This is a genomic window from Peterkaempfera bronchialis, assembly GCF_003258605.2.
Taxonomy (GTDB): domain Bacteria; phylum Actinomycetota; class Actinomycetes; order Streptomycetales; family Streptomycetaceae; genus Peterkaempfera; species Peterkaempfera bronchialis.
Map to the genome: position 1 here is coordinate 2,994,209 of NZ_CP031264.1, position 13,999 is coordinate 3,008,207.

The window sequence follows — 13,999 nt, forward strand, 5'->3', positions numbered from 1 at the left end:
CGGCAAGACGGCGGCGGCCGCACCCTCCCGGGACTGGGGGGTGCGGCCGCCGCCGTCTGCTGTGCCGTGCCGTGCGTCGGATGGGCGGTCAGGCGACCCCCGGCCGGGCCGGAGCGCCCCGGCCGGGCATCCCGAGCACCGGAACGCCGCCGATGGTGTCGCTGCCCAGCAGCCCGCCGATCACCGCTCCCCCGCTGTGCGACGGATGGGGCGCGGTCGGGCTCTGGCCGCCCGGCGCCGAGCTGGTGCCGCCGGCCGGTGCCTGGGTGTGGTGCGTCGAACCGCCGCTGTGGTGCCCGGTGCCGCTGCCGGGCGCCGGGTGCGCGGACTGCTGCCGCCCGGGCACCGCCGTACGGCTCGGGACGGTCGGCGCGGTCGGCGTGGAGGTCCGGCCAGGCGGCCGGGTCGCCGGGTGGGAAGTCGGCGGCGGGCCGGACGGTGGGCGCGTGGTGGCCGCGCCGTCCGGCGACCGGGTGGGCCAGGTGGGCCTGCCGTAGTCGGTGGGCGGGGCCGGCTGCTGGGGCACCACCGTGGTGGGCACCGCGCCGGTCCGTACCGCCGCGCCCAGGATCGAACCCAGCACCAGGCTCAGCCCGATGACCACCGTGGAGAGCACCGCGCCACGGCGCAGCACCCGCCGCCGCAGCCGCTGCACGGAGGCGGTGGGACCGAGCCTCCGCCAGGCGTCCAGGGCCAGCCTGCCGTCGACGGAGCCGAACGGCGCCCCGGCGATCAGCAGCGGGCTCCAGGCCGCCAGATAGATGATGTCGGGCGCGTCATAGGCGGGCACCGCCTGCCAGCTGACGGTGAACAGCAGCGCCACCGAGAGCAGCATCGCGGCAGCCGCCGCAGCCCGCTGCCACAGGCCGAGCACCGACAGCACACCGACCACGATCTGGGTGAACGCCACGGCGAGCCCGGCGCCGACCGGGTGGGCCATCGCGAAGTCCAGCAGCGGCTGGGTGAAGCTCCACGGGTGCAGCGAGGCGAGCCAGCGCATCATGGAGCCCCGGTCGCCGCCGTCGAAGTAGACGGGGTCGCAGAGCTTGCTGAAGCCCGCGTAGACCGAGATGCAGCCGAGGAAGACCCGCAGCGGCAGCAGCACCAGGCCCAGGTCGACCTTGCGGCCCGGGTACCAGGCGTGGTGCGCCAGGTCTCCGGACGCCTGCGCCCAGACCTCGTCCTCCTGCGGCCGGTACTCCTCGCCGCCCGGCGTCCAGCCGGACATCGGCGGCTCCGACCGCGCCGGGCGCCCGGCGGACTGCCGCAGCCCGTACCCGCCCTGCTGGGGGACGCTGCGGCCGTAGGGGCCGCCCTCCCCGAACGGGATGCGGGGCACCGCGCGGGTGGCGGCCTCCTCCGCGTCCTCGGCGCCGATGGGCTGGGGGACCAGCCGTACGGCGTCGAGCAGCTGAGTGGCCGCCAGGTCCCCGGGCCGCGCCTGGCCGGACCAGGTGACGGCGGTGACCCGCCCCTTGCGGCGCGGGCCCGTGGCGGCGCCCACGCCCACCAGGGCCATCGCCGAGGGCACGGCGGACGAGGGCACGGCGGACGGGGGCACGGCGAAGGACGGGGGCGAGTAGGACCCGCCGTACGAGCGGGCGTACGCGGGTGCGCCGATGAGCGGGGCGACCGGCGCCGCGAGCCGGACCCGGAAGCTGGCGTGCGAGCCCCCGATCCGCACCGGGTCGCTCGGCACCTTGATCGTGCTCAGCTCGGGCGGTTCGCCTATTCCGGCGGAGCGTCCCCCCTGGGAACGGGGAGGTGTTCTGGTGTCCACACACCACTAACCGAATGACACGGGGTTAGGACACCCCTCGGAGCGCATCCGGCGCGGATCGAATCCGGATGTGGACGCGGATCGGGCCCCGGGCCGCCGCGCCGGGTGCGCGTACGCCCCCTCGGGCGGGCCGGAGGGGGCGTACGCGAGGCGTGCGGCCGGTGTCAGCGGGCGGCGCGCAGCCGGGCCGCCTCGTAGAGCACGATGCCGGCGGCGACGCCCGCGTTGAGCGACTCGGTCTGGCCCGGCATGGGGATGCGCACGGTGAGGTCGCAGGTCTCGGAGACCAGCCGGGACAGGCCCTTGCCCTCCGAGCCGACCACGATCACCACCGGCCCGCTCAGCGCGTCCAGGTCGGCGACCTCGGCCTCGCCCTCGGCGGCCAGGCCGACCACCATCAGACCGGCCTTCTGGTAGGTCTCCAGCGCACGGGTCAGGTTGGTGGCCCGGGAGACCTGGAGCCGGGCGGCGGCGCCCGCCGAGGTCTTCCAGGCGCCGGCGGTCATCCCGGCCGCGCGGCGCTCGGGGACGACCACGCCGTGTCCGCCGAAGGCGGCGGCGGAGCGGACCACGGCGCCGAGGTTGCGCGGGTCGGTGACCCCGTCCAGGGCGACGATCAGCGGGTCCTCGCCGGCGTCGGCGGCGGTCTCCAGCAGGTCCTCGGGGTGGGCGTACTCATACGGCGGGACCTGGAGCACCAGGCCCTGGTGGTTGAGGCCGCCGGTCATCTGGTCCAGCTGCGGGCGCGGCGCCTCCATCAGCGGGATGCCCCGGTCGTTGGCCTCCTGGAATGCCTCCCGTACGCGGTCGTCGCTGTCGATGAACTGCATCACATAGAGCGCGGTCGCGGGGACGCCGCCGCGCAGCGCCTCGACCACCGAGTTGCGGCCGACGACCAGTTCGGCGGCGCCGGCGCCGCCGCGCCCGCCGCGCCCGGTGCCACCGGCCCGGCGCATGCCGGCCCGGGCCTTGGCGTCGCGCTCGCGCTTGACGGCGGCGTTGGCGGCCCGCTGCTTGGGGTGGCCCTTGCGGGCCTCGGCGGGCGGGGTCGGGCCCTTGCCCTGGAGCGCCTTCCGGCTGTGGCCGCCGGTACCGACACTGGCGCCCTTCTTGGACCCCGGGTTGCGGCGGTTCCTGCGCTGGCTGTTGCCGGCCATGGGTGTACGTCCTGTCCTGTTCGTCATGGGGGTGGGCCGCACCGGCTCCGGTGCGGCCCACCCGTGGTCCGTGCCCGCCTCCGGGCGCTGTGCGGCCAGTGCCCCGCGCGGCGAGCCGGTGGGCCCGCCCCGGGGGCGCCCCCTCGGGTTACTGGCTGCTGATCGTCCAGCGCGGGCCGGACGGGGTGTCCTCGATGGCCAGGCCGGCCTGGCCCAGCTGCTCGCGGATGGCGTCCGCGGTGGCGTAGTCCTTGCGGGCCCGCGCCGCCTGCCGCTGCTCCAGCACCAGGCGTACCAGGCTGTCGACCACGCCGTGCAGGTCCTCACCGCGCTCGGCGCCGGCCCACATCGGGTCAAGCGGGTCGAGGGCCAGTACTCCGAGCATCGCACGGACCTCGGCGAGGCGTGCCACCGCGTTGTCCTTGTCATCGGCGTTGAGTGCGGCATTGCCCTGCCGCACCGTGGTGTGCACGATGGCGAGCGCCTGCGGGACGCCCAGGTCGTCGTCCATCGCCTCGGCGAAGGCCGGCGGTACCTCGGCGGCCGGTTCGACGGTGCCGCAGCGCTCGACCACCCGCTGGACGAAGCCCTCGATCCGGCCGAAGGCCGACTCGGCCTCGCGCAGCGCCTCCTCGCTGTACTCGATGGTGGAGCGGTAGTGCGGGGCGGCCAGGTAGTAGCGGAGCACGATCGGCCGCCAGCGCTGCACCATCTCGGAGACCAGCACCGAGTTGCCGAGCGACTTGGACATCTTCTCGCCGCTCATGGTGACCCAGGCGTTGTGCACCCAGAAGTTGGCGAAGTCGTCGCCGTAGGCGCGGGACTGGGCGATCTCGTTCTCATGGTGCGGGAAGATCAGGTCGATCCCGCCGCCGTGGATGTCGAAGGCGCTGCCCAGGTACTTGTGGGCCATCGCGGAGCACTCCAGGTGCCAGCCGGGCCGACCGCGCCCCCACGGGGTCTCCCAGCTGGGCTCGCCGGGCTTGGCCGCCTTCCACATGGCGAAGTCGCGCGGGTCGCGCTTGCCGGTCTCGCCCTCGCCCTCGGGCTGGCGCAGATTGTCCAGCTCCTGGTTGGAGAGGGAGAGGTAGCCGGGGAAGGAGCGGACGTCGAAGTAGACGTTGCCGTCGGCGGCGTAGGCGTGGCCGCGCTCGATGAGGGTCTGCATCATCTCGACCATCTCGGGCACATGGCCGGTGGCGCGGGGCTCGACGGTCGGCGGGAGGCACCCGAGGACGCTGTAGCCGTCGTTGAAGGCGCGCTCGTTGGCGTACGAGATCTGCCACCAGGGCCGACCGAGCTCGTGCTCCTTGGCGATCACCTTGTCGTCGATGTCGGTGACATTGCGGCAGAAGGTGACGTCATAGCCCCGGTAGCCGAACCAGCGGCGCAGCACGTCGAAGTTGAGGCCGGAACGGATGTGCCCGATGTGCGGGGCGGCCTGCACGGTCGCGCCGCACAGGTAGATCGAGACACACCCCGGTACGAGCGGGACGAAGTCGCGTACCTGGCGGGTGCTGGTGTCGTACAGGCGAATGCTCACAGCGTCAAGCGTAGTGGGAAACCGGCAGTGCCCCGCGACGTATGCGTCGCGGGGCGGTCACGAGCCGATACCGGTGGGAGAGGCGGGGCGCCGCCAGGCGCCGTCTAGAGGTGGTCGACCACCTTGGCGGGGCGGATGCGCACCACCACGCGTACGTCGTCGGGGCCGTCGTAGCCGTAGTCCTGACCCATGTACTTGTGGGACAGGTCGTTGATCAGCTCCCGGCCGCCCTCGGTGGTCAGGATCGCCTCGCCGCGCACCTCGGCGTAGGTGTAGGGGGCGTCCGGCGGGTTGACGATCACGGAGACCCGGGAGTCCTTCACCATGTTGAGGTGCTTGCGGCGGCCCTCCACGGTGGAGATCAGCACATCGTCGCCGTCGCGCTTCACCCAGACGACGGACAGCTGGGGGCTGCCGTCGGGCTGCACGGTGGCGAGGGTGGCGAAGCTCTTGGCGTCCAGCAGTTCCTTGGCCTTGGCGGAGAGTTGCACGGACACGCGGGGCCCCTTCTCGTCGGCGTTCTGACCGGGTCTGCCGCTGACAGGCTGTGCTCAGCTGCTCACGGCCATCCAAGCACCGCTCAACCGTACGCGCGACCCATCCATTCCCACCGCTCCATTCCCACCGCCCCGCCGGTCCACCGCTCTTCGGCGCTAGGCCGCCGGGCCGACCCGGTACACCAGGGCGGTGGCGATGGCCGCCAGCCCCTCGGCCCGGCCGGTGAGGCCAAGGCCGTCGGTGGTGGTGCCGGAGACGGACACCGGGGCGCCGACGGCGGCGGAGAGGGCCGCCTGGGCCTCCGCCCGCCGCTTGCCGACCTTCGGCCGCACCCCGACCACCTGGATCGCGACATTGCCGACCTCGAAGCCGGCCGCGCGCACGATCCGGGCGGCCTCGGTGAGCAGCCGCACCCCGGAGGCGCCGGACCACTCGGGCCGGTCGGTACCGAAGTGGGCGCCCAGGTCGCCCAGCCCGGCGGCGGAGAAGAGCGCGTCGCAGGCGGCGTGCGCGGCCACGTCGCCGTCGGAGTGCCCGGCCAGCCCGGCCTCGGCGCCCGGCCACTCCAGCCCGGCGACCCAGAGCGGGCGGCCGGCCTCGAAGGCGTGCACATCGGTGCCGATGCCGATGCGCGGCACCAGCGGCGGTTCAGAACCCATCGGTGGCCCTCCGTCGGGCGAGTACGGCCTCGGCGAGGACGAGGTCCAGGGGGCGGGTGACCTTGAAGGCCTCCTCGTGGCCGGGGACGACCACGACGTGCCCGCCGAACCGCTCGACCAGCCCGGCGTCGTCGGTGACCGGCGGCAGCGCGCCCGCCGACTCCTCGGTGACGGCCCGCTGGTGCACCGCCGCCAGCACCTCGCGGCGGAACCCCTGCGGGGTCTGCACGGCGCGCAGCGAGGAGCGCTCGGGGGTGTCCAGCACGGGCTCGGGGGTGCCGTCGGAGTGCGGCTCGACCCGTTTGACTGTGTCGGCGAGCGGCACCGCCGGGACGACCGCCTCGGCGCCGGCGCGTACGGCGGCCACCACGGCGTCCACGACCTCCACCGGGACCAGCGGGCGGGCGGCGTCGTGCACCAGGACCACCGGGACGTCCTCGGGGACGGCCGCGAGGCCGAGGCGCACCGAGTCCTGCCGGGTGGGGCCGCCGGCGACGACCCGGACGTCCTTGCCGGGCAGGCCGTGGTCGGCCAGCAGCGCCGCCACCTCGGCGACGCCGTCCGGGGGCGCGGCCACCACGACCAGGCCGACGGCGCGGGAGCGGGCCAGCGCCCGTACCGCGTGGACCAGGATGGGGACCCCGCCGAGTTCGCGCAGGGCCTTGGGGGCACCGGGGCCCAGTCGTTCGCCCCGCCCGGCGGCGGGAACCACTGCTGCGGCGTTCAGGTTTCGTTCCTTCGGCGATGTGGGTATGGCCAAGGCGTGCCGGACCGGGCCTGCTCGCCTTCAGTGTGAGTATCCCTTCCGCGTCGGCCCGGGCGGCACGGGGGAGTCAACAGGCAGGGCGCAACGGCGCGCGGGGCGGCGCGGCGGGGCGTGTCAGCGGCCGGGTCGGAGAGGCGGCCGAGCATACGCCGCCCTGTACCTCATCGGCTCGGCTACACGGCACCGCGGCTGTACAGCACCGCAGCAGCTTCACCGGACACGCTTCACCGGACACGCTTCAGCGCGCACCCTTCACCGGGCACCAGGGCAGGGGCCTTCGGGCATGCCTCAGCGCCCGGTGCGCCGCGCGCCCGCGTGCTGCTGTGCACGGGCACGCCGCACCGGGCGCTGAGGCGCGAGGTGATCGCCCCGGGTCAGGAGGCGAGAACCTCGTCGAGCAGAGTCTCGGCCTTGTCCTCGTTGGTGTTCTCGGCGAGCGCCAGCTCGCTGACCAGAATCTGGCGTGCCTTCGCCAGCATCCGCTTCTCACCGGCGGAGAGCCCGCGCTCGCGCTCACGACGCCAAAGGTCGCGCACAACCTCCGCGACCTTGATAACGTCGCCCGAGGCAAGCTTCTCCAGATTGGCCTTGTAGCGTCGGGACCAGTTGGTGGGCTCCTCGGTGTACGGTGCACGCAGCACCTCGAAGACCCGGTCCAGACCCTCCTGGCCGACCACGTCGCGCACGCCTACGAACTCTGCGTTCTCCGCGGGCACGCGCAGCGTCAGGTCACCCTGCTGCACCTTGAGCACCAGATAGGTCTTGTCCACACCTTTGATCTGGCGAGTTTCGATGGCCTCGATCAGCGCGGCCCCGTGATGGGGGTAGACCACGGTGTCGCCAACCTTGAACGTCATGTGACAGGTACCCCTTCCGTGGCTTTCCAGAATAACACGTGTTCCGCCGTATCCGAAGGGCGTTTTCGCAGGTCAGGGCGGGTCTCAGGGCTTGACAACCGCCCCTGTCCCGTGCTGCGACCCCTGTTCGAGGCGGGTTTACCGCAGGTGGGAAGCGGTTCGGCGGCTCGGTGAAACATCGCGGAAACCCTCATTCGATCTTGCCTTTCCGTCGCGTCCCGATCGCGATCCGATCTTCGGCCGACCAGGGGTCCGGCGGTTCGTGAACGGCATATGCACAGGTCGGGACGGACAGGCGCACTCCGGGCAGACGCGCCGTCAAGGGACTCCGCGCGCCGTGTGCCGCGCCTCACAACCCCTTCGGCCCGACGCGGGTGGCACCGTGACGCGACACGGGGCCACCCCGTGTCTGGCGGAAGATGGGGATCGGTAACCTAAGGCCCGTCCTGCCCTGCTTGCACACGTCCAAGGAGAAGCCGCCGCCGTGAGCCGCAGCCTTCGACGCGGCGCCATCGCCGCCCTCGTCCTCGCGATCGTTCCGCTGTCCGCCTGCGCCGCAGGCACCGACGCGGCGTCGCTCCAGGTCAAGCCGGACCACGCGGCGACCTCCCTCGGGAACAACCTCCAGCTCAACAACATTCTGCTGGTCACCGAGCCCGGTGACGGCTCGACCGAGAGCGAGACCCGGCCGGCGGCCGTCAGCGTCAACATCAGCAACACCGGCCCGACCGCGCAGATCCTCAGGTCGGTGACCGTGGGCGGCGCCGCCACCGCCGAATTCACCGGTGCCGACGGGAGCCGGGTGGGGGAGATCAGCGTCCCGGCCGGTGGCTCGGTGCTGCTCGGCGGCCCGGGGCAGCCCACCGTGCACGTCGCGGACGCCAAGGTCCAGCAGGGCGGCTACTCGCCGGTGACATTCGACTTCGACACGGCGGGCACGGTCAGCGCCGAGGCCGCCGTGGTCTCCGGCACGGGGGAGTACGCGTCCTTCGCCCCGACCGCGTCGGCGAGCCCCACCGCCCCGGCTGCCTCCGCCAGCCCGTCCGGCAGCTGACGGCCGAGGCAGCGAACGCGCGGCGCCCCCGGAAGCATCCGCTGCTTCCGGGGGCGCCGGTACGAACAGGCGGGGCGTCCCACCGGCCCGGTCACGGCTCGAACTTGTAGCCCAGCCCGCGCACCGTCACCAGGTAGCGCGGGGCACCCGGGTCCGGCTCGATCTTGGCCCGCAGCCGCTTGACATGGACGTCCAGCGTCTTGGTGTCGCCCACGTAGTCGGCGCCCCAGACCCGGTCGATCAGCTGCATCCGGGTGAGCACCCGGCCGGCGTTGCGCAGCAGCATCTCCAGCAGGTCGAACTCCTTGAGCGGCAGGTCGACCTTGGAGCCGTCCACGGTCACCACATGCCGGTCCACGTCCATCCGGACCGGCCCGGCCTCCAGCGCCCCGGGACCGCCGGGGGCAGCCGAGCCGCCCTCCTCGCCGCGCCGGCGCAGCACCGCGCGGATGCGGGCGACCAGTTCGCGGGTGGAGTACGGCTTGGTGACATAGTCGTCCGCCCCTATCTCCAGGCCGACCACCTTGTCTATCTCGCTGTCCTTGGCCGTCACCATGATCACGGGGACGCTGGAGCGGGTGCGCAGCTGCCGGCAGACCTCGGTGCCGGGCAGGCCGGGCAGCATCAGGTCCAGCAGGACGAGATCCGCGCCATTGCGCTCGAACTGCTCCAGGGCGTCGGGGCCGGTGGCCGCCACGGCGACCTCGAACCCCTCCTTGCGGAGCATGTAGGACAGTGCGTCGCTGAACGATTCCTCGTCCTCGACGACGAGCACTCTGGTCACGGAAGGACCTCCGGGGCAGGTAGGGATGCGGCTGTGGGCTCCTGCACGGGGAGGGAGCCCGGGGGACGGGACGGTTCGGGGGCTGGGCGGGTGTCGGGGGCCTGCGGGGCCGGGTGGGCCTGCGGGGCCTGGTGGGCCTGGTGCGCCTGGTGGGCTTCGAGGGCCTGGGGGGCGCCGGCGGGCGGGTCTCCGACGGGCAGCCGCAGGGTGAAGGTGGACCCCTGGCCCTCCACGCTCCAGACCGAGACGGTGCCGCCGTGCGAGGCGGCCACATGCTTGACGATGGAGAGCCCCAGCCCGGTGCCCCCGGTCGCCCGGGAGCGGGCGGGGTCGACCCGGTAGAACCGCTCGAAGACGCGCTCGCGGTCCTTCTCGGAGATGCCGATCCCCTGGTCGCTGACCGAGATCTCGACCAGCACCGAGCCGTCGGCGTAGCCCTTGTCGTCCACCCCGGCGACGGTCCGGGCGGCAATCGCCACCCGGGTGCGGGGGGTGCTGTAGTTGACGGCGTTCTCCACCAGGTTGCCCAGCGCGGCGGCCAGCTGGCCGCGGTTGCCGTCCAGGTAGAGGCCGGTGGTGCCGCCCGCCGCCATGGTGATCTGCTTGGCCGCGGCCTGGTGCCGGGAGCGGTCCATCGCCTCGGCGACCAGCTCGTCCACCGAGACCGGCTCGGGGTCGGGCAGCTGCCGGTCGTCCTGGACCCGGGAGAGGTCGATGATCTCCTGGACCAGGCTGGTCAGCCGGGTGGACTCGATCTGCATCCGGCCCGCGAAGCGGCGTACCGCCTCGGGGTCGTCGCTGGCGTCCAGCACCGCCTCGGAGAGCAGCGAGAGGGCACCGACCGGGGTCTTGAGCTCATGGCTGACATTGGCGACGAAGTCGCGGCGGACCGCCTCGATCCGGCGGGCCTCGGTGAGGTCGTCGACCAGGACCAGGACCAGCCGGGAGCCGAGCGGGGCGACCCGTACGGAGACCGCGAAGGGATCGCCGCCGACCCGGGTGAGCCCGGGTTTGGGCAGGTCCAGGTCGACCTGGCGGATCTCGCCGTCCCGGCGGGTGGAGCGGGCCAGCTGAAGCATCTCGTCGACCACCACCCGGCCGCCGCGCACCAGGCCCATGGCGTACGCGGAGGAGGATGCCTTGACCACCTCGTCCCCGTCGCCGAGCACGATCGCGCAGGAGCGCAGCACCGAGAGCACGGTGTCCACGCCGGGCGGCAGCGGCGACTCATGGGGGGTTGCCCCGGCCCGGCTGCGGGCCTGCTCACGCTCGCTCCACCGGAAGGCGAGCGCAGCCGTGAGGCCGACGCCGAGCCCGGCCATCGCGCAGGCGGCGGCAGCCACGTTCAGGTCCATGCCGCCCAGCGTAAGCGCACCGCGTTGACCTGCCCCAAGGCGAAGACGCCCCGATCGGTGACTGGTTGCCGAGAATTCACCTTCAGCTTGCCGCCGGTTCACTCCGTGACCGGTGCGGGGTCGCCCGGGCGGCGCACGCTGGGTGGCACCGACACTGCGACACCACCGACACTGCGACACCACTGCTTCGTCCGCCCCCGTATCCGGGGCGGCAGCCGGGAGGACGACAATGCGCGACGCGTACCACGAGGAGCTCGACGCGATCGGCGACGGCCTGGTCGAGATGGCCCGCCTGGTCGGCTCCGCCATGGGCCGGGCCACCACGGCGCTGCTCGACGCCGACCTGGCGCTGGCCGAGAGCGTGATCGCCGCCGACGAGAAGGTGGACGCCCTCCACCACGAACTGGAGAACCGGGCCATCGACCTGCTCGCCCGGCAGCAGCCCGTCGCCACCGATCTGCGGATCGTGGTCACCTCGCTGCGGATGAGCGCCGACCTGGAGCGCTCCGGCGATCTGGCCCGCCATGTCGCCAAGCTGGCCCGGCTGCGCTACCCGGACTCCGCCGTCCCCCGCGACCTGCACAGCACCATCCTGGAGATGGGGCAGCTGGCGCAGCGGCTGGTGGCCAAGGCCGGGCTGGTGATCGCCACCAAGGACGTGGACGCGGCGCTGGAGCTGGAGCGCGACGACGACGAGATGGACCAGCTGCACCGGGAGCTCTTCTCCCATCTGTTGGACGACCGCTGGCACCACGGCATCGAGACGGCGGTGGATGTCACGCTCTGCGGGCGCTACTACGAGCGGTTCGCCGACCATGCGGTCTCGGTGGCCAAGCGCGTGGTCTTCCTGGTGACGGGCGAGCACGCGGACGAGTTCGTCCCGGAGACGCGCTAAACCCCGCGCGTGGGGGCGGTGGATGCATGACCTGCGGGCGTCCCGCCCCCACGCGCCCGTTGACGCTCTGTATGGGTACCGGTTTCACTGGGTGATCAGGCATGGCCTCACGCATGGCCTCACTAGGAGGATCCGCACCATGAAGGAAGCCCCCACCTCCCCCACGTCCACGGGAAGCACGCCGGTCGAGCCGCCCGCGTCCCACCGCTCCGGCATCCCGCTGCCGATCGTCGCCGCGTGCGGCTGCGGGGCGGGTTGCAGCTGCGGCTGCAAGTCGGGCGGCGCCTGCCGCTGCGGCGGCGGCTGCGGCTGACATGTGTGCGGCCCGACCTCCCCTCGCGGGTCGGCCGGGCCGCAGGTGTGCTGCCGGGCGTTACTTCTTGCCCTGGTTCTTCACGGCCTCGATGGCGGCCTTGGCCGCGTCCGGGTCGAGGTAGCGGCCACCGGGGGTGAGCGGCTTGAAGTCGGCGTCGAGCTCATAGAGGAGCGGGATGCCGGTGGGGATGTTCAGGCCGGCGATGGCCTCGTCGGAGATGCCGTCGAGGTGCTTCACCAGCGCGCGCAGGCTGTTGCCGTGCGCGGTGACCAGCACGGTGCGGCCGTCGGCCAGGTCCGGCACGATCGCGTCGTACCAGTAGGGCAGCATGCGCACCACGACGTCCTTGAGGCACTCCGTGCGCGGGCGCACCTCGCTGGGGATCTCCGCGTAGCGCGGGTCCGCGGCCTGGGAGAACTCGGCTCCGTCGTCGAGCACCGGCGGCGGGGTGTCGTACGAGCGGCGCCAGAGCTGGAACTGCTCCTCGCCGAACTCGGCCAGGGTCTGCGCCTTGTCCTTGCCCTGGAGGGCGCCGTAGTGACGCTCGTTCAGGCGCCAGCTGCGGCGGACCGGGATCCAGTGGCGGTCGGCCTTGTCCAGGGCGATCTGGGCGGTACGGATGGCACGGCGCAGCAGGGAGGTGTGCAGCACGTCGGGCAGCAGGCCCTCGGCGGTGAGCAGCTCGCCGCCGCGCGCGGCCTCCCTCTCGCCCTTCTCGTTGAGGTCGACGTCGACCCAACCGGTGAAGAGGTTCTTCTGGTTCCACTCGCTCTCGCCGTGGCGGAGCAGCACGAGTCGGTACGGGGAGTCAGCCATGGTCACAGCCTAATCGAGGGATATCGGGTGGCCGTAGGCAAGGGCCGGTATGTAAGCTGCGCATGCTGGATGTGCCGCTTACTTCTCCGGTGGACGGTGCACCCTGTCGCGCTGAGCGCGTCCCCCTCCGTCCCGCCCGCTGCTCCGGAGCCGCCCCATGCCCGCCGCACCCGCCCCCTCCGGACTGCGCAGGGCGGTGGCCGAGACGGCCGGCGGCCTGCCCGCCAGCTTCTGGTGGCTGTGGACCAGCACGCTGGTCAACCGGCTGGGCGGCTTTGTCGTCACCTTCCTCGCCCTCTATCTGACCGTCGGCCGGGGCTACTCGGCCACCTACGCCGGGCTGGTCGCCTCCCTCTACGGGCTGGGCTGCGCGGTGGCGGCGGTGGTCGGCGGGGTGCTCGCGGACCGGATCGGCCGCCGGCCGACGCTGCTGGCGGCCCAACTGGGCACCGCCGTCTGCACCCTGCTGCTGGGCTTCGCCGAGGGCCAGGTGGCGATTGCGGCGGCGGCCCTGCTGCTCGGCCTCACCAGCAACGCCTCCAGGCCCGCCACCTCGGCGATCATGGCCGATGTGGTGAAGCCGCAGGACCGGGTGCGGGCCTTCTCGCTCAACTACTGGGCGATCAACATCGGCTTCGGGGTCTCGGCGGCGGTGGCCGGGCTGGTGGCCGCCCATGGCTATCTGGTGCTCTTCATCGCCGATGCCGCAGCCACCCTGCTCTGCGCGCTGGTGGTCTATGCCAAGGTGCCCGAGACCCGGCCCGAGGCTGCCCCTGAGCCCGCCGTCGCAGCGGACGAGGCGGAGAAGGCGGCGGGCGGCGCGCGGCCGCAGCGGGTCGGCCTGGGCCGGGTGCTGGCCGACGGCCCGTTCATGGCCCTGGTGGGGCTCACCTTCCTGGTCGCCCTGATCGCCCAGCAGGGCAGCACCACGCTGGCCGTGGACATGGGTGCGGCAGGGCTGTCGTCCACCCAGTACGGCCTGGTCATCGGCCTCAACGGGCTGCTGATCGTGCTGCTCCAGATCCCGGTGACCCGGCTGATGACCGGGCGCAGCCGGGCGGCGCTGCTCTTCGCGGCCGCGCTGCTGACCGGCTGGGGGTTCGGGCTGACCGCCTTTGCGCACTCGGCGGCGTTCTATGCGGTGACGGTGGCGGTGTGGACGGTCGGCGAGATCATCCAGGCGCCGACCACCATGGCGCTGGTGGTGGAGCTGTCGCCGACCGAGGCGCGCGGCCGGTATCAAGGGGTCTACTCGCTCTCCTGGTCGGCGGCGTCCTTTGTGGCCCCGGCGGCGGGCGGGTTCCTGCTGGACCAGGCGGGCGGCGGCGCGGTGTGGGGGGCGTGCGCGGTGCTGGGCACGGTCGCGGCGGTGGGTTACGCGCTGCTGGTACGCAGCCGCCCGGTCCCGGCGGCGGTCCCGGTCCCAGCACCGACCCCCGCCCCGACCCCCGCCCCCGCCCCGGCCCTGACGGAGGAGCCCGCGAGGGCGGCGGCTGCCGAGGCGCCCGCGCCGTGAGGT

At 73.2% G+C, this 13,999-nt stretch carries 14 protein-coding genes; 4 read left to right on the forward strand and 10 right to left on the reverse strand.

Annotation, left to right across the window (positions count from 1 at the left end; genetic code table 11):
* Positions 1 to 88: 88 nt before the first annotated feature.
* The 7 genes from C7M71_RS13210 to C7M71_RS13240 form a co-directional block, all read right to left on the reverse strand.
* Positions 89 to 1,699, reverse strand: coding sequence for a DoxX family protein (locus tag C7M71_RS13210; RefSeq protein WP_229758699.1), 1,611 nt, complete (start codon positions 1,697 to 1,699; stop codon positions 89 to 91).
* A 245-nt stretch (positions 1,700 to 1,944) separates the two neighbouring features.
* Entirely contained in the window at positions 1,945 to 2,937 is a 993-nt protein-coding gene (gene rlmB / locus C7M71_RS13215; protein WP_114914356.1) for a 23S rRNA (guanosine(2251)-2'-O)-methyltransferase RlmB, read from the reverse strand.
* Between the two features lie 148 nt (positions 2,938 to 3,085).
* A complete protein-coding gene (gene cysS, locus C7M71_RS13220) occupies positions 3,086 to 4,480 on the reverse strand; it encodes a cysteine--tRNA ligase (RefSeq protein ID WP_111489210.1) in 1,395 nt (464 codons plus the stop codon).
* Between the two features lie 104 nt (positions 4,481 to 4,584).
* Entirely contained in the window at positions 4,585 to 4,977 is a 393-nt protein-coding gene (locus C7M71_RS13225; protein WP_111489211.1) for a PPOX class F420-dependent oxidoreductase, read from the reverse strand.
* Positions 4,978 to 5,133: 156 nt separating this feature from the next.
* Entirely contained in the window at positions 5,134 to 5,637 is a 504-nt protein-coding gene (gene ispF / locus C7M71_RS13230) for a 2-C-methyl-D-erythritol 2,4-cyclodiphosphate synthase (protein WP_111489212.1), read from the reverse strand.
* Positions 5,627 to 6,397 carry a 2-C-methyl-D-erythritol 4-phosphate cytidylyltransferase gene (gene ispD, locus C7M71_RS13235; protein WP_111489213.1) on the reverse strand — a complete coding sequence of 257 codons (771 nt, stop codon included), beginning with the start codon at positions 6,395 to 6,397 and terminating at the stop codon, positions 5,627 to 5,629. The genes ispF and ispD overlap by 11 nt, the downstream gene beginning before the upstream one ends.
* A 380-nt stretch (positions 6,398 to 6,777) precedes the next feature.
* On the reverse strand, positions 6,778 to 7,260 hold the full coding sequence (locus tag C7M71_RS13240; protein ID WP_014136563.1) for a CarD family transcriptional regulator: 483 nt from the start codon (positions 7,258 to 7,260) through the stop codon (positions 6,778 to 6,780).
* A 484-nt stretch (positions 7,261 to 7,744) separates the two neighbouring features.
* On the opposite strand from C7M71_RS13240, the gene C7M71_RS13250 reads away from it, so the two are divergent.
* Positions 7,745 to 8,314, forward strand: coding sequence for a copper chaperone PCu(A)C (locus tag C7M71_RS13250; protein ID WP_111489215.1), 570 nt, complete (start codon positions 7,745 to 7,747; stop codon positions 8,312 to 8,314).
* Between the two features lie 91 nt (positions 8,315 to 8,405).
* On the opposite strand, the gene C7M71_RS13255 is transcribed toward C7M71_RS13250, so the two are convergent.
* Positions 8,406 to 9,098 carry a response regulator transcription factor gene (locus C7M71_RS13255; RefSeq protein ID WP_111489216.1) on the reverse strand — a complete coding sequence of 231 codons (693 nt, stop codon included), beginning with the start codon at positions 9,096 to 9,098 and terminating at the stop codon, positions 8,406 to 8,408.
* Entirely contained in the window at positions 9,095 to 10,453 is a 1,359-nt protein-coding gene (locus C7M71_RS13260) for a sensor histidine kinase (protein ID WP_111489217.1), read from the reverse strand. Before C7M71_RS13260 ends, C7M71_RS13255 begins: the two co-directional genes overlap by 4 nt.
* A 229-nt stretch (positions 10,454 to 10,682) precedes the next feature.
* On the opposite strand from C7M71_RS13260, the gene phoU reads away from it, so the two are divergent.
* A complete protein-coding gene (phoU, locus tag C7M71_RS13265; RefSeq protein WP_111489218.1) occupies positions 10,683 to 11,348 on the forward strand; it encodes a phosphate signaling complex protein PhoU in 666 nt (221 codons plus the stop codon).
* 139 nt (positions 11,349 to 11,487) lie between these two features.
* Positions 11,488 to 11,661: a hypothetical protein gene (locus C7M71_RS31055; RefSeq protein WP_175607680.1), complete on the forward strand. Its 174-nt coding sequence runs from the start codon at positions 11,488 to 11,490 to the stop codon at positions 11,659 to 11,661.
* Between the two features lie 60 nt (positions 11,662 to 11,721).
* Here the strand turns inward: C7M71_RS31055 and C7M71_RS13270 are convergent, their stop codons facing one another.
* Entirely contained in the window at positions 11,722 to 12,480 is a 759-nt protein-coding gene (locus C7M71_RS13270; protein WP_111489259.1) for a phosphoglyceromutase, read from the reverse strand.
* A gap of 157 nt (positions 12,481 to 12,637) precedes the next feature.
* Here C7M71_RS13270 and C7M71_RS13275 point away from each other — a divergent pair, with 157 nt between their 5' ends.
* The gene (locus C7M71_RS13275) at positions 12,638 to 13,996 is read left to right on the forward strand and encodes an MDR family MFS transporter (RefSeq protein WP_111489219.1); all 1,359 of its coding nucleotides are present in this window, start codon (positions 12,638 to 12,640) and stop codon (positions 13,994 to 13,996) included.
* Positions 13,997 to 13,999 lie beyond the last annotated feature (3 nt).

What these genes read in the sequence shown, in the direction of transcription:
- ispF (WP_111489212.1), bottom strand. Translation starts at nt 5,637, where the DNA reads ATGGGTTCTGAACCGCCGCTGGTGCCGCGCATCGGCATCGGCACCGAT.
- C7M71_RS13240 (WP_014136563.1), bottom strand. Translation starts at nt 7,260, where the DNA reads ATGACGTTCAAGGTTGGCGACACCGTGGTCTACCCCCATCACGGGGCC.
- C7M71_RS13260 (WP_111489217.1), bottom strand. Translation starts at nt 10,453, where the DNA reads ATGGACCTGAACGTGGCTGCCGCCGCCTGCGCGATGGCCGGGCTCGGC.
- C7M71_RS13270 (WP_111489259.1), bottom strand. Translation starts at nt 12,480, where the DNA reads ATGGCTGACTCCCCGTACCGACTCGTGCTGCTCCGCCACGGCGAGAGC.
- rlmB (WP_114914356.1), bottom strand. Translation starts at nt 2,937, where the DNA reads ATGGCCGGCAACAGCCAGCGCAGGAACCGCCGCAACCCGGGGTCCAAG.
- C7M71_RS31055 (WP_175607680.1), top strand. Translation starts at nt 11,488, where the DNA reads ATGAAGGAAGCCCCCACCTCCCCCACGTCCACGGGAAGCACGCCGGTC.
- phoU (WP_111489218.1), top strand. Translation starts at nt 10,683, where the DNA reads ATGCGCGACGCGTACCACGAGGAGCTCGACGCGATCGGCGACGGCCTG.
- C7M71_RS13275 (WP_111489219.1), top strand. Translation starts at nt 12,638, where the DNA reads ATGCCCGCCGCACCCGCCCCCTCCGGACTGCGCAGGGCGGTGGCCGAG.